Source organism: Pelistega ratti (genome assembly GCF_009833965.1).
In the GTDB taxonomy this organism is placed as follows: Bacteria; Pseudomonadota; Gammaproteobacteria; order Burkholderiales; family Burkholderiaceae_B; genus Taylorella; species Taylorella ratti.
In genome coordinates this window covers 917,998-932,909 of record NZ_CP047165.1, presented here as the reverse complement: position 1 = coordinate 932,909, position 14,912 = coordinate 917,998, and the positions used below count along the sequence as shown (strand labels likewise).

The 14,912-nt window shown below is 37.9% G+C and carries 16 protein-coding genes; all 16 read left to right on the top strand.

What is annotated here, in order from left to right; genetic code table 11:
- The first annotated feature begins 2 nt into the window (after window positions 1-2).
- The 16 genes from F9B76_RS04045 to F9B76_RS03970 all read left to right on the top strand — a co-directional run bounded on the left by F9B76_RS04045 (window position 3) and on the right by F9B76_RS03970 (window position 14,864).
- Window positions 3-305, top strand: a complete 303-nt coding sequence (locus F9B76_RS04045; RefSeq protein ID WP_159990956.1) for an integration host factor subunit beta — start codon at window positions 3-5, stop codon at window positions 303-305.
- A 183-nt stretch (window positions 306-488) separates the two neighbouring features.
- Complete coding sequence (locus tag F9B76_RS04040; protein WP_159990955.1) at window positions 489-827, top strand: LapA family protein; 339 nt, start codon at window positions 489-491, stop codon at window positions 825-827.
- Window positions 828-838: 11 nt separating this feature from the next.
- Window positions 839-2,047 (top strand): lipopolysaccharide assembly protein LapB, encoded by a 1,209-nt coding sequence (gene lapB / locus F9B76_RS04035; protein ID WP_159990954.1) that lies wholly within the window; start codon window positions 839-841, stop codon window positions 2,045-2,047.
- 2 nt (window positions 2,048-2,049) lie between these two features.
- Window positions 2,050-2,976 carry a D-glycero-beta-D-manno-heptose-7-phosphate kinase gene (rfaE1, locus tag F9B76_RS04030; protein WP_159990953.1) on the top strand — a complete coding sequence of 309 codons (927 nt, stop codon included), beginning with the start codon at window positions 2,050-2,052 and terminating at the stop codon, window positions 2,974-2,976.
- A complete protein-coding gene (rfaD, locus tag F9B76_RS04025; protein WP_159990952.1) occupies window positions 2,973-3,962 on the top strand; it encodes an ADP-glyceromanno-heptose 6-epimerase in 990 nt (329 codons plus the stop codon). Before rfaE1 ends, rfaD begins: the two co-directional genes overlap by 4 nt.
- 242 nt (window positions 3,963-4,204) lie before the next feature.
- Window positions 4,205-4,549 (top strand): ComEA family DNA-binding protein, encoded by a 345-nt coding sequence (locus F9B76_RS04020; RefSeq protein WP_159990951.1) that lies wholly within the window; start codon window positions 4,205-4,207, stop codon window positions 4,547-4,549.
- Between the two features lie 6 nt (window positions 4,550-4,555).
- Window positions 4,556-5,461, top strand: coding sequence for a cysteine synthase CysM (cysM, locus tag F9B76_RS04015; RefSeq protein WP_201289349.1), 906 nt, complete (start codon window positions 4,556-4,558; stop codon window positions 5,459-5,461).
- A 184-nt stretch (window positions 5,462-5,645) separates the two neighbouring features.
- Window positions 5,646-6,620, top strand: coding sequence for a P-type ATPase actuator domain-containing protein (locus F9B76_RS04010; RefSeq protein ID WP_159990950.1), 975 nt, complete (start codon window positions 5,646-5,648; stop codon window positions 6,618-6,620).
- Window positions 6,620-6,778 (top strand): cbb3-type cytochrome oxidase assembly protein CcoS, encoded by a 159-nt coding sequence (gene ccoS / locus F9B76_RS04005; protein WP_159990949.1) that lies wholly within the window; start codon window positions 6,620-6,622, stop codon window positions 6,776-6,778. Before F9B76_RS04010 ends, ccoS begins: the two co-directional genes overlap by 1 nt.
- Before the next feature lie 155 nt (window positions 6,779-6,933).
- A complete protein-coding gene (gene ccoN, locus F9B76_RS04000) occupies window positions 6,934-8,403 on the top strand; it encodes a cytochrome-c oxidase, cbb3-type subunit I (RefSeq protein ID WP_159990948.1) in 1,470 nt (489 codons plus the stop codon).
- A 12-nt stretch (window positions 8,404-8,415) separates the two neighbouring features.
- Window positions 8,416-9,093, top strand: a complete 678-nt coding sequence (gene ccoO, locus F9B76_RS03995; protein ID WP_159990947.1) for a cytochrome-c oxidase, cbb3-type subunit II — start codon at window positions 8,416-8,418, stop codon at window positions 9,091-9,093.
- 32 nt (window positions 9,094-9,125) lie between these two features.
- Window positions 9,126-9,284 carry a cbb3-type cytochrome oxidase subunit 3 gene (locus F9B76_RS03990; protein ID WP_159992092.1) on the top strand — a complete coding sequence of 53 codons (159 nt, stop codon included), beginning with the start codon at window positions 9,126-9,128 and terminating at the stop codon, window positions 9,282-9,284.
- A gap of 11 nt (window positions 9,285-9,295) precedes the next feature.
- A complete protein-coding gene (ccoP, locus tag F9B76_RS03985) occupies window positions 9,296-10,198 on the top strand; it encodes a cytochrome-c oxidase, cbb3-type subunit III (RefSeq protein ID WP_159990946.1) in 903 nt (300 codons plus the stop codon).
- A 501-nt stretch (window positions 10,199-10,699) separates the two neighbouring features.
- Entirely contained in the window at window positions 10,700-12,193 is a 1,494-nt protein-coding gene (ccoG, locus tag F9B76_RS03980) for a cytochrome c oxidase accessory protein CcoG (RefSeq protein WP_159990945.1), read from the top strand.
- A 13-nt stretch (window positions 12,194-12,206) separates the two neighbouring features.
- Window positions 12,207-12,467: a FixH family protein gene (locus tag F9B76_RS03975; protein WP_159990944.1), complete on the top strand. Its 261-nt coding sequence runs from the start codon at window positions 12,207-12,209 to the stop codon at window positions 12,465-12,467.
- A 357-nt stretch (window positions 12,468-12,824) separates the two neighbouring features.
- Window positions 12,825-14,864: a TonB-dependent siderophore receptor gene (locus tag F9B76_RS03970; protein ID WP_159990943.1), complete on the top strand. Its 2,040-nt coding sequence runs from the start codon at window positions 12,825-12,827 to the stop codon at window positions 14,862-14,864.
- The last annotated feature ends 48 nt before the right edge of the window (window positions 14,865-14,912 follow it).

Below are 14,912 nucleotides of genomic sequence, written 5' to 3'. Positions count from 1 at the left end.
CGGTGACTAAATCAGAGTTAATTGAAGCTTTGGCAGCGAGCTATCCACAGCTCGCTGTGCGAGATATGGATTTAGCCGTCAAAACAATGTTAGATGCAATGACCGAAGCTTTATCGAATGGTCAGCGTATTGAGATTCGTGGTTTTGGTAGCTTTTCTCTTTCTCAACGAGCTCCCAGAATGGGACGTAATCCTAAAACTGGTGAACAAGTAGAAGTACCGGGTAAACGTGTACCTCACTTTAAAGCAGGTAAGGAATTACGTGAAAGAGTGGATTTCGTATTCAAAACACAAGATAAGTCATAATATTATCGGCGTTATGAATCATAAGGCTCAAGTACTTGGTACTTGAGCTTTTTTATTATTTGAATACCTAGAAAGCATTAGTAGATAACCATTAATGATAATGCTTATAGGAAAACCTAATCTTTAATGCTATACTTCATGGAATCTATTACAATAAGATAGTGCTACAACGAGGAGTTTTTTATGCATTATGTAATTTGGACTTTGCGACTCGTCTTTTTTGTATTGATTGTGCTGTTTGCTGTCAAAAATGTACAAGCAGTGGATGTCAATTTTTTTGGCAGTTGGTCATTAACTTCCATCCCTTTGATTATTATTATCTTAGCAAGTTTTATACTGGGTGCTTTGTATATGTATTTGCTAAGTTTACCTACCCGTTTTACACGTAATCGAGAAATTAAACGGTTAAAAAATGAAGTGCATATTTTGCAAAAAGATTTGCATGATGTGCAACATACCCATCCCGTTACTCCATCGTCTGTGGCAACACCACCAGATGGATTTGTACCGACTAAAGAATAAGGAGTATTCTTTTGGATTTTGAAGCTTGGTGGTTAATTGTTATCCCTATCGTATTTTGTTTAGGGTGGGTGGCTTCGCGTTATGATTTTCGTCAGATGCTTTCTGAATCGCGTCATTTACCCGATTCTTATTTTAAGGGATTAAATTATTTATTAAATGAAGATCATGATAAGGCGATTGATGCCTTTGTTGAGGTTGCCAAATTAGATACTGAAACAACAGAATTGCATTTTGCCTTGGGTAGTTTATTCCGTCGTCGAGGTGAAATTGAACGCGCTATTCGAGTGCATCAGAGTTTATTAAACCGAGCAGATTTATCTGAAAAAGATCAGGAACAGGCTAAATTTGAACTAGCACAAGATTATTTAAAAGCTGGTATGTTTGACCGAGCAGAAACGGCTTTTCAACAAACCTTATCAGGGCAGTATGCGCTAGCTTCTACGCGATTCTTAATTCGTATCTATGAGGCAACACATGATTGGCCACAAGCCATAGAGATGGTTAAACATTTACATGCTTTACTAGATGAACCCGTTCCTCAGTCAGTTCATTATCATTGTGAATTGGTTGATCAGGCACTGATGGCAAAACCGCCTCATTTATCGGTTGCTCATCATGAATTATTACAGGCAGAGCAAGCATTAAGCCAATTGGATAAAAGCAAACAAACAGCGGCAAATGCCCGTATCGCTATGTTAAAAGCCAAAATAGCACAATTAGAAAACCGCCCTGATGAAGCAAGAGTACACTTACAACGAGTATTATCCATATCGCCAGAATATGCAGGATTAGTTGCAAATTCCTTATTAGATAATTATTGCCAGACAGGTGAGGGTGATAAAGGGATTCAATTATTGCGTGAACATTATCGCCAGTATCCTTCGCTAGATTTATTTAATGTTATCTTTAAATATTTACGAACTCAAGTAGGTGCAAGTCCTGCATGGGATTTTGCACGTGAATCCTTAATGGTTTCCCCTTCTTTATTGGGGTTGGATAAATTACTAGAAGTTGAACTCAAAGAAGAGGCAAATAAGCAGCCCCAAATTTTACCCGAATTAGATATGAATTTATTACATAAGATGATTCATAAACATACACAACGCTTAGATAAATATGCTTGCCGTTATTGTGGGTTCCAAGCCCATTCTTTTTATTGGCAATGCCCGGGGTGTAATATGTGGGATACCTATGCTCCTAAACGGTTAGAGGAACTTTAAGTATGCATTTTCCTATTGAGACTATTAAAACAAAAAAAATCCTTGTTATTGGCGATTTAATGCTAGATCGCTATTGGTTTGGTGAGGTTGATAGAATTTCACCTGAAGCACCTGTACCTGTGGTGCATGTCGCACGCAAAGAGGATCGCTTAGGTGGTGCTTGTAATGTGGCACGTAATATCAGAGCATTGGGAGCACAAGCAACCTTATTGGGTATTATTGGTAATGATGAGGCAGGTCAAAAAATTCAAGCATTATGTCATGAGGCTGATATTGTTCCTCATCTTGAAATAGATGCCCATATCGATACAACACTTAAAATGCGTGTGTTAGGCCGTCAGCAACAGTTACTCCGTGTTGATTTTGAGCAAAAACCTCGTATGGATACCTTAGAACGATTAAATCATCAGGTAAGAGCTTGTATTGATCATCATGATGTATTGGTGTTGTCAGACTACAACAAAGGGGTACTTACACAAGTACAGGGTATGATTGCTTATGCACGTGAAAAGGGAATTCCCATCCTTGTCGATCCTAAAGGAAATGATTATCAAAAATACCGTGGTGCTAGTTTAGTAACACCTAATCGGACAGAAATGATGCAAGCGGTTGGTGCATGGCATACAGAAGATGAACTCACACAAAAAGCAAATAAATTACGAGATGATTTACATTTAGATGCCTTACTGGTTACACGTTCTGAACAAGGCATGACACTTTTTGCAAAAGATGGGCGGTTTCATGAAGATGCACAGGCACATGAAGTTTATGATGTCTCTGGGGCAGGGGATACGGTTTTAGCAACACTGGCGGTAACACGAGCAACAGATATGCCCTGGGAGCAAGCGATTGGCTGGGCAAATAAAGCAGGTGGTATTGTGGTGGGTAAATTAGGTACATCTATTGTGACAGCAGAGGAATTAATATGATAGTAGTAACAGGTGCAGCAGGTTTTATTGGTAGTAATATTGTTAAGGGTTTAAATGAAAAAGGGATTACCAATATTCTCTGTGTAGATGATTTAACCGATGGTCCTAAATTTGTCAATTTAGTGGATTGCCAGATTGCAGATTATATGGATAAAGATCTTTTTAGAACGTTGATTAAAGTCGATCGTTTACCACGCATCAAAGCGATTATTCATCAGGGGGCTTGCTCGGATACAACAGAGCAAGATGGTCGTTATATGATGGATAATAATTACCAAGTTACTTTTGAGTTATTCCAGTATTGTCAGACCAAAAGGATTCCATTTTTATATGCATCTAGTGCTGCTGTCTATGGCGCATCAGAAAAGTATATTGAAGACCTGCAGTATGAACGCCCATTAAATGTATATGGTTACTCTAAGTTCTTATTTGACCAAGTTGTTCGCCGTCATATGCATCAATTACAAGCACAAGTGGTCGGTTTACGTTACTTTAATGTCTATGGACCACGAGAGCAACACAAGGGGCGTATGGCATCAGTCGCTTTTCATAATATGGGACAATTCCAACGTGAAGGTTTTCTCAAACTATTCGGAGGCTATGATGGTTGGGGTAATGGTGAGCAGAGCCGTGATTTTATTTCAGTTGAAGATGTGGTGAAGGTGAATCTCTTTTTCTTAGAACACCCTGATAAATCTGGTATTTTTAATTGCGGTACAGGACGAGCTCAACCCTTTAATGATGTTGCCCAAGCGGTGATTACCCATTTAGGTGGGCAAGCGTTAAGTCTTGATGAGATGGTATCACAGGGGAAATTACGATATATTGACTTTCCTGAGGATTTAAAAGGTCGATATCAGAGTTTTACGCAGGCAGATTTGACCAATTTACGTGCTGTAGGTTATACAGATGATTTCTTAGATGTTCATACAGGTATTGGTCGCTATATTGATGTATTGAAAGCGAATAAGCAATTGCCTACATAATAGGATATTTTTAATAGGTAATGGATTATTTTTAAGATTAATAGCACCATCAACTATTACTTTATTACCTCAATATAAAGTAATAAGCACCTATTTGTAAATGAGCAGGTATAGTTTCTAATAATATACCTGCTTTTTTACGTAGTTTCCACAATAGATAAAACCTTACATAAGGGCTTTTCTGTAAGGTAATATTTATTTACTCTTTAGTATTACTGTGCGTTTATTCTAAGGAGATGATAATGTGGAAGGTGTTTTTGGTTGTCTGTGCACTATGTTTTGCATATAATGCTGTCTATGCTTTAGATTTAAACCAAGCCTCAGCAACTGAACTTGTACAGATTAAAGGTATTGGTCAAAAAACAGCAGAAAAGATTGTTGCGGAACGCACTCGAGCTGGTCGTTTTATTTCTTTTGAAGACTTTAGCCTTCGTGTTAAGGGTATGGGCAAAAAGAAAATTCAACGTATTAAAGAGCAGGGTGTGTTTATTGATATTCCCCAAAATGAACAACCCTCTACGGTAATGCCTCAGCTTGGGGAAAAAATAATGTATGTGCGTCCTAAGAAAAAGGATACTACTCACTAAAAGGCTATGATGAAAAAATACCTCACTATCGAAGATACGATTGGCAATACCCCTCTTGTTCGTTTACAACGTATTGCAGCAGAGCAATGTACAAAGAATAATAATGTTATTCTTGCCAAATTAGAGGGTAATAATCCTGCCGGATCGGTAAAAGATAGGGCGGCTATATCCATGATTCGTCAAGCAGAATTAGAGGGCAAAATTAAACCGGGGGATACCTTGATTGAAGCGACCAGCGGAAATACAGGTATCGCTTTAGCAATGGCAGCTGCTATTCGAGGTTATAAAATGGTGCTAGTGATGCCTGATAATCTTTCGATGGAGCGCCGTGCAGCAATGAAAGTCTATGGGGCAGAATTAATCCTAACCCCTGCTGAAGAGGGGGGGATGGAATATGCCCGTGATTTAGCACTTACCATGCAAAAGGAAGGTAAAGGACTCGTCTTAAATCAATTTGCTAATCTAGCCAATCCTTTAGCCCATATTCATACAACAGGGCCTGAGTTATGGGAGCAGACAGAGGGTAAAATTACGCATTTTATTTCTGCTATGGGGACAACAGGTACGATCACAGGAACAGGGACTTACCTTAAAATCCAGAAACCATCTATTGAGATTATTGGTGCTCAGCCTGCTGAGGGAGCATCAATTCCCGGTATCCGTAAGTGGTCAAAAGATTATCAACCAGAGATTTATAAACCTGAATTAATTGATCGTTTTGAGTCGATAGGACAGCTTGAGGCCGAAGAGATGGCTCGCCGTTTAGCTAAGGAAGAGGGGATTTTTGCTGGTATTTCTTCGGCTGGTGCGCTTGTTGCTGCAGTTAGAACGTCAGAACGTGTTAAAAATGCCACGATTGTGTTTATTGTTTGTGATCGAGGTGATCGATATATTTCGTTGGGAATTTTTTAATTTCATTTTATTGCCGTGAAAAACATATTAATTTCAGTTAATTTCTGTAATAGTCTACTAAATTACTGGGGCTTGGTAAAAAATTAGATAAATATCAAGAAAATTCTATGAAATATTTAGCATACTTTGTATGTGAATGTTTTATAATAAGACACCATTAGATGTATGGGTATTAATGACATAAATGAAACAAGTATCGATTTTTGCTATACCTAAAAATTTGCCTTATGAAGAGAGACTCAAGCGCCGACAAATGTTAGCTCGCTTGGGTTTTGCTTGGCTTGTGATGATGCAAGTAATGATGTTTGCTTTTCCCGGGTATTTACGCAATGATTATATCGATAGTGAAATTCTTGATACCTTAGATGCAGCAATTATTGCCATGAATTGGATTAGTTTAGCATTAACGATTCCCGTTCTATTCTATTCAGCAAGTCCTGTTTGGTCAGGTTTATTCCAAAAACAAGGTTCTTCTTGGATTAATATGAATTGGCCTGTTGCTCTCGGAATTGTTGTTGCCTTTATTCCTAGTACGATCACCACATGGACACATAAGGGTGAAGTATATTTTGAATCTATTTCTATGTTTGTGGCTTTCTTACTGACAGCCCGTTATCTTGAATTTACTGCTAATCAATCAGCACAATTTTCCCAAACAAAGACAGAACCTTTACTCGAACAAGCTAGAGCAACGTTAGCACAAAAAGCAGATAAGGTTGCTTTCTGGTTTATTATTGTTCAAATTGCTTTAGCGATTATCACAGCATTAGTATGGTATCTCTATATTGATCAAACACATGCTGTTCCTGTATTAGTCTCCTTATTCGTAATGAGTTGCCCATGTGCGATGGCAATGGCTGTTCCTACAGCGTATTCTGCGGCTCAGGCAATTTTCTTAAATCATTCTTCCTTAAACCATGAACAAAAAGAATATGTAATAACAAAGACTGTTCATTGTACAAATCAGAATTTATATGGGTCTTTAGTGTGGCATCTTTTGATGACTCCTTTAGCGATGTTGGGCATTGTAGCTCCTTGGTTAGCAGCGATTACGATGTTAATCTCTTCTCTGGCAGTAGCGTGGAATGCTTACCATCTCTATAAAAAACTAAGCAAAGATATGACAGGCGAGCTTGCTGTTACTCAGGTGGTGATGTAATGGATGCATTTTTTCTATTGATAGCCATCTCTGTCGTTTTTGTTATTTTTATTGGGGGTTTCCTCTTTTGGTCGGTGCTTTCTGGACAATTTGATAATGTTCAAGAGCATGCTCGATCTATTCTAGAGGATGACGACTCATTAAATACCAAAAAATAATGGTGGTATAAACAAAAATAGTTTTATTTTTGGCTATAAAATCATTTTTTTTGTAAAAAAACTTTGTATAAATTTATCTGTTTATCTGCTTTAACCAAGAACAGATAATGGTTACAAATAAGAGAAATAGTTATTTTTTTAAAGAGGAAGGTCTTATGCGTACTTTAAGCGCTAACGAAGCCGAAACTTTTAACTATAAGGTCGTACGACAATTTGCGATCATGACCGTGATTTGGGGAATTGTCGGTATGTTGGTGGGTGTCATTGTGGCTGCCCAACTCATTTGGCCTCAGTTAAATTTTGTTGACTTTTTAAGTTATGGACGATTACGCCCATTACATACTAATGCAGTAATTTTTGCCTTTGGTGGTAGTGCTTTATTTGCTACTTCATACTATGTTGTACAACGTACCTGTCATACTCGTTTATTTGCAGGTGGATTGGCTGCATTTACATTCTGGGGTTGGCAATTAGTTATTGTTCTTGCTGCTATTACTCTTCCGGCTGGTTTTACAAGCTCTAAAGAGTATGCAGAGTTAGAATGGCCAATTGATATTCTTATTACCCTTGTTTGGGTGGCTTATGCTATCGTGTTCTTTGGCACGATTATGAAACGCCGTGTTAAACATATTTATGTTGCTAACTGGTTCTATGGTTCTTATATCCTTACCATTGCTATTCTTCATATCTTTAATAATGTTGAATGGCCTGTTATGGGTGAACTTTTCAAATCTTACTCTGGCTATGCTGGTGTACAAGATGCGATGGTTCAATGGTGGTATGGTCATAATGCGGTAGGTTTCTTCTTGACAACAAGCTTCTTAGGTATGATGTATTACTTTGTACCGAAACAAGCGGGTCGTCCAGTGTTCTCGTATCGTTTATCGATTGTACACTTCTGGGCATTAGCGTTCACTTATATGTGGGCGGGTCCTCACCACTTACTCTATACTTCATTACCTGACTGGACACAAAGTTTAGGTATGGCACTTTCGCTTATCCTACTTGCACCATCATGGGGTGGTATGGTAAACGGTATCATGACGCTATCAGGTGCTTGGCATCGACTACGTACTGACCCAATTTTAAAATTCATGGTCGTGGCATTGTCTTTCTACGGTATGTCAACCTTTGAAGGGTCTATGATGTCTATCCGTACGGTTAATGCGTTATCTCACTACACAGAATGGACTGTTGCACACGTTCACTCAGGTGCTTTAGGTTGGGTAGCAATGATTACCTTTGGTAGCTTATATTACTTAATCCCTCGTTTATGGGGTCGTGATAGCATGGCAAGTAAAGGTCTTGTTGAACTACATTTCTGGGTTGCTACTATCGGTGTGGTATTGTATATCGCCTCTATGTGGGTAGCTGGTGTAATGGAAGGTCTGATGTGGCGTGCTGTTGAAGCGGATGGTACATTGACATACTCTTTTGTTCAAGCACTTGAAGCAAAACGTCCATTACTCATGATCCGTTTATTAGGTGGTGGATTATTCCTAACAGGTGTTGTGATTATGTTAACTAACGTTATTATGACCATTAAAGGCCATAAAGTAGTGAACCCTGCTGTTCCTGCTCCTGCGGTTGATCATAATACACCTAGTGCGACAGCTACTGCTTAAAGGAGAATAAAAATGGCTAGTAATAATAAATTTTTCTCTCATGCAACAATCGAGAAAAATGTCGGCATCCTGATTATCTTATCTATTCTAGTGGTATCGTTTGCTGGTCTTGTTCAGATTGTTCCATTATTTTTCCAACACTCTACTACACAAGCAGCGCCAGGTGTTAAGCCACTAAATGCTTTACAACTTGTGGGACGTGATGTTTTTATTAAAGAAGGTTGCGTAGGTTGCCATAGCCAACAAGTACGTGTACTCGCTTCTGAAGTACAACGTTATGGCCCTTATTCTGTTGCGGCAGAGGGTGTCTATGACTACCCATTCTTATGGGGTTCTCGCCGTATGGGTCCAGATCTTGCACGTGTAGGTGGTCGTTATTCAGATGATTGGCATCGTATTCACTTACGTGATCCTCGAGTGTTTGTTAAACAATCTAATATGCCTGCATATTATTGGTTACAACACAAAGATGTTTCTAATGAAAATGTACAGAACCGTATGAAATCACTAAATGCGATTCATAAGTTCCACCATGGTGAAGTAATGTATTCTGACGAGGAAATTGCTAAAGCACCTGAAATGCTTAAAGGCAAAACCGAGGAAGATGCTGTTATTGCATACTTACAAAACCTAGGTGTCGGTTATGTAGCGGCTTTACGTGAACAAGAGTTACAGCAAAGCAAACAATAGGAGTCCAAAAAATGAGTTCATTGAGCGGTCTTATGACTTGGTTAAACGTTATTATGACTATTGCGTCGATGGCGGCATTTTTGGGTATTGTCTGGTGGGCATGGTCAAAAGGTCGTAGTAAGGCGAATGAAGAAGCGGCTAATCTACCCTTTAGCATGCCTGATGAAGCAGATTTAAATCGTAAAAATTGAGAGGTTAAATCATGAGTGATTTCTTTAGTAGCGGTTGGAGTTACTGGATCACCATCATCGCATTAGGCGGTGTATTCTTCTGTGTATGGTTACTATATACACAGCGCTCTTTCTTAAATAAAGATGCGAGCGAAGCAACAGATACCGGTCATGAATGGGATGGTATCACGGAGTATAACTACCCCGTGCCAACATGGTGGACAGTAATGTACATCGGTTTATGTATTGTGGGTTTAGCAATTATGTTCCTCTATCCAGCATTAGGATCTAATCCTGGAAAAGTGGGTTTTACATCTCAAAAAGAGGTAGCACAAGAGCAAGCAGCACAATTAGAGGCGATTAAACCCGTTTATGCGAAGTTTGATGGTCAATCTATTGAGCAATTGGCGGCTAATGCAGATGCCCGTGCTTTGGGTGAGCGTTTATTCTTAAATAACTGTGCCCAATGTCATGGTTCTGATGCGAAAGGTTCACCTAACTTCCCTAACTTAACCGATCATGATTGGTTATATGGTGGTAGCCCAGAGCAAATTCAGCAAACCATTACAGAAGGTCGTCATGGTATCATGGCTCCTTTGGCGGCAGTGGTTACACCTGAAGAAGCTAAACAAGTGGCACACTATGTTCGTTCATTATCAGGTTTAAGTAGTGATTCAACATTAGTGCCTTTAGGTCAGGAAAAATTTGCGCAAGCGTGTTTTGCCTGCCACGGTGCTGATGGTAAAGGTAATCAATTATTAGGTGCGCCTAACTTAACTGATAATATTTGGTTAAATAGTTCTTCTGTGGACGTTATCGTGAAAACCATTCTCGAAGGTCGTCAAGGTACTATGCCTGCACAGAAAAATACATTGACACCTGAACAAATCCGTATGCTAACAGCATATGTTTGGGGCTTGTCTAATACCAAATAATAAAGATGGATAATACCATGTACTAGATGGTGTCTCTATCTTAAAAAAAGACCTCATATTTTCTATCGGTATGAGGTCTTTGCTATTTCAGTATATATATGGTATGTCAAAGATATGATATTTGGGCAGATGATTGGATACTTATGTTATTCAATGAATACTATAAAAGGTACTTCTTCATTATAAAAAGATGTATTTAACTATCTGCGTAAAATATTATTATGATAAGTATCAAAAGGATATGAAATAAAAGAGATTTTTGTTTAAAACACAAATAATAATTTGTTAATGTTATTGTGTATAAACACTAATAAGAGTAAAATGTGGTAGCTGTTAAGGTATTGTATTATTTCTTCTGTACTCGTCCACCTTGACAGTTTTATATAAGTAATTTTGTTGATTTGTAGAGTGTATATTTCTATAAGTCATTTGATATTTCCCCATAAGGGCAGTCCTTAGCCCAATGATGGACGAGTTTTGTTAAGAAGTAAAGGAAATCCAATGAGTGATAAAGACTCGCATAGTCAAGATGAAAATATTCCCGCTTGGCAACCTGAACAACCTCAAACACTACGTATCTCAGAAGAAGAAAGTCAGCGACTTTTTACAGAGGCGACCGCTAAAATTTATCCGCGTTCTGTAAAAGGTCGTTTTGCATCATGGCGTATTTTCATGATATTTTTCACGCAAATTATCTACTATGGTTTGCCGTGGCTACAATGGAATGATCGCCAAGCATTTTTACTAGACTTATCTGCACGTAAATTTTATATCTTTGGTCTTGTACTATGGCCTCAAGATATTATTTATATGGCGATTATCCTTATCGTTTCTGCTTATGGCTTATTTTTATTTACAGCCTTAGCAGGGCGGTTATTCTGTGGTTATTCCTGTCCGCAAACGGTCTATACCGAAATTTTTATGTGGGTAGATCATTTTGTAGAAGGTGATCGTGTACAACGTATGCGTTTAGATGAATCACCATGGAATTTCCGTAAAATCCGTATTAAATTTACGAAGCATTTATTATGGATTTTAATTGCTATTTGGACAGGCTTTACCTTTATTGGTTATTTTGCCCCGATTCGTGAGCTAATTGTACAAGTTGTTCACCTTGATTTAAGCTTGGCACAATGGTTCTGGTTTATTTTCTATGGCTTTATGACATGGTTAATGGCAGGGGTACTTCGTGAGAATGTTTGTAAGTTTATGTGTCCTTATGCCCGTTTCCAAAGTGTAATGGTGGATAAAGATACCTTTGTTGTTACTTATGACAAAGTGCGAGGTGATCCACGTGGTAAACGCTCTAAGAAAGTTGATCCAAAAGCAGAAGGTCTAGGCGATTGTATTGATTGTACGATCTGCGTACAAGTATGCCCAACAGGTATTGATATTCGTAATGGTCTTCAATATATGTGTATTGGTTGTGGTGCCTGTGTCGATGCCTGTGATGATGTGATGGATAAAATGAATTATCCTCGAGGGCTAATTCGCTATACATCAGAATATGGTATGCTCAATAGACTTGATAATAAGCAAGTGCGTAAACGCTTGTATAGACCACGTATTTTTGTCTATGTTGGTTTATTGGTACTGTTTATTTTAGGTTTAATCATTTCACTTAGTATGCGTACACCGTTGCGTGTCGATGTCGTACGTGATCGTGGTGCTTTAGGTCGTGAAATCCCCGGTGATTTAATTGAAAATGTTTACCGAATTCAAGTCATTAATATGACAGATAAGGCGGAAGAGTTTAAAATTGGTGTCAAAGGTGATGCGATGCAAAAAGCTAAAGTATTACTTGAAAACACCGATCATAATACCATTATGATTGAACCATTCTCTAATAAATGGATTCCGCTAGTGATTCAAGCACCATTAGAAGATCTACAGCGTGGTGAAATCTACAAAATTGAGATTTATGCCAAAACAGTAGAGAATGCAAGTCAAGAACTTGAGGCGGATGAAGAAAGTAGTTTCTATGTCCCTAATTAATGGATAGATAAAGATGAAAGAAGAAAGAGATTTAGATAAGTACCCTAACCCTTGGTACAAAGAACCTTGGCCGTGGATTTTAATGGCAGGGCCTTTTATGGCAATTATTGGTTGTCTCATTACAATTTATTTGGCATTTACAAATAATTATGATGCAGAAGTTACTGTTAAAGGCTATCAGCAAGGTAAATTTGTGAGTCGAGATGGAAGCGATATTCCTAATCTCTTTAATAAACCCATAGAAACGACTGAAACGAAAGAAACACAAAAATAGTGTTGTTTTTTAACGAATAATCTACTCCCTAAAAATTGATATTTTATCAGTAAGTAAGGGAGTAGATTTTTTTATGCTTATTATTTGTTTTATCTACTAAGAAAGAGGGGGATTAATAAGTAACTACTTGATAATTAAATAGTTTATTTTTAAAGTAGGAATAATTTATTTTATAAAAATAAATCATTATCATTATAATCACTTCATTAAAACTTAAAATAAAATTGTTAATGAGAATAAATATTATTTGTGTTCTAATAAATTAAATGATATATTTCTAAATTGTTTCATAATAATTACTTATTAAAGTAATAGTTATTTTCAATTTTATTTTTAGTTATTAATGAGAGGAAATTTATGCAAGTAAAGTCATTTAGCCTCACGCGTATTAGTCTTGTGGTACTGGGGGCATTAAGTGCGGGTACAGCTTTGGCAAATACAGAATCAAGTGCGACATTAGATGAAATTTCAGTGATTGATCGTCAAGGAACAAAAGTTCAAACAAATGTAGTAACCATGAAAGAGCGTAATGAAAGTACAGCTACTGATTTACGAGATTTCTTAGCCAAAGAACCGTCTATTGATTTCGGGGGGGGGAGAGGAACTTCTCAATTCCTTACTATTCGTGGTATGGGGCAAAATTCGGTTGATATTAAAGTGGATAATGCTTATTCGGATAGTCAGATTCTCTATCATCAGGGTCGTTTTATTATTGATCCAGCATTATTAAAGAGTATCTCTGTACAAAAGGGGGCTGGCTCTGCTAGTGCGGGTATTGGTGCTACCAATGGTGCTATTATTGTGAAAACAGTGGATGCACTAGATTTGTTGGAGGGCACCGACAAGAACTATGGTTTCCGTCTAAATACAGGGTATTCTTCTAACGATAATCATAGCTATGGTGCATCTATCTTTGGAAAAGTGGGTAATTTTGATGCCTTAGTATCTTATGCAAGAACAGACGAAGATGATTATAAACCCGGTAAAAACTATCGTAATATCAATGGTGGAAAAACAGTTCCTTATAGTGCTTTAGATAAACGGAATTATTTAATTAAATTAGGAAGTACCTTTGGTGATGGTAATCATCGTTTAGTGTTAAGTCATTTAAATGATGAGCATCGTGGTATACGTGCAGTGCGTGAAGAATTTACAATTACAGGGGGAAGACTTTCTTTAGAACGTCAAGCACCAACTTACCGTGAAACAAGTAAGAGTAATACTAACCTTGAATATACGGGTAAAAACTTAGGTTTTATTAAAGAGCTGACCGCTAATGCCTATATTATGCAGGATAAACGCTATTCAGCAGATGACTCAAAATGTGGCTACTGTGGCAATGTAAAAGGAGCTACTACGACTAAAATCATCACAAAAGGTGCCAATATTAATTTTGACTCTGATGTTAGTGATTCAGTATTGCTTAAATATGGAGTGAATTATCGTCATCAAAAGATTAAACCGCATACATTCTTCCGTCCTAATTTAGTTGAACCTACGAAAGAAGATGTTGGTGCTTACCTTGAAGCGATTGCTGCGGTAGGTGATTTTACTTTAACAGCAGGTTTACGTTATGATTATTTTGATCTTAAAGCAATGGATAAAAAATCCGTTTCTGATGGTCGTTGGAATCCTAGCTTAGGGGTTATTTGGCAAGCAACACCTACTTTAAGTTTTAGCGCTACCCATAACTATGCAACACGTAGCCCACGTCTTTATGATGCTTTAATGACTCATGGTAACCGTGGCATTGTCTCTATCGCAGATGGTACAGTAGCAGAACGTGCACGTAATACAGAGATTGGTTTTAACTATAATGATGGTACTTTCTCATTTGAGGGTAGCTATTTCTGGCAACGTATTAATGATGCTTTAGCTAATCCACAAGATCGACATGCTGGCGGGATAAGAGAGGCAGTTAATGCTGGGTTTATCAAAAACCGTGGTTATGAAATCAATGCTGGCTATACCTATGGTGGTTTTGCGGCTCGTATCGGTGTAGCTGAAAGTAAACCTCGTATCTATGATACCCACCCTGCTAAGTTATTAAGTAGTAATCCGGAGTTTGCGGTACAAGTAGGGCGTACATGGACAGCTGCTTTATCGTATCACTTTGAAGAACCTGATTTAGAAATCGGTTGGCGTAATCGTACCGTTCAAAGAGCCAAAGGTTCTGTGCTAGTTCGTGATAATGAAACAGGATCAGATATTGTTCGTAAGGGTTATAGTGTGCATGATTTCTATGTTAATTGGAAACCACTGGGTAATGATCAATTAAATATCAATGTTTCCCTTAACAATGCCTTTAATAAATTCTACTATCCACATAGCCAACGTCCAGATGTATTACCTGGGGTAGGACGTGAGTTCCGTGTAGGTATGAATTATCAGTTCTAATCCATTATTTTGAGGCTGTTCATAAGGCTAATCCACCGTTTTACATAA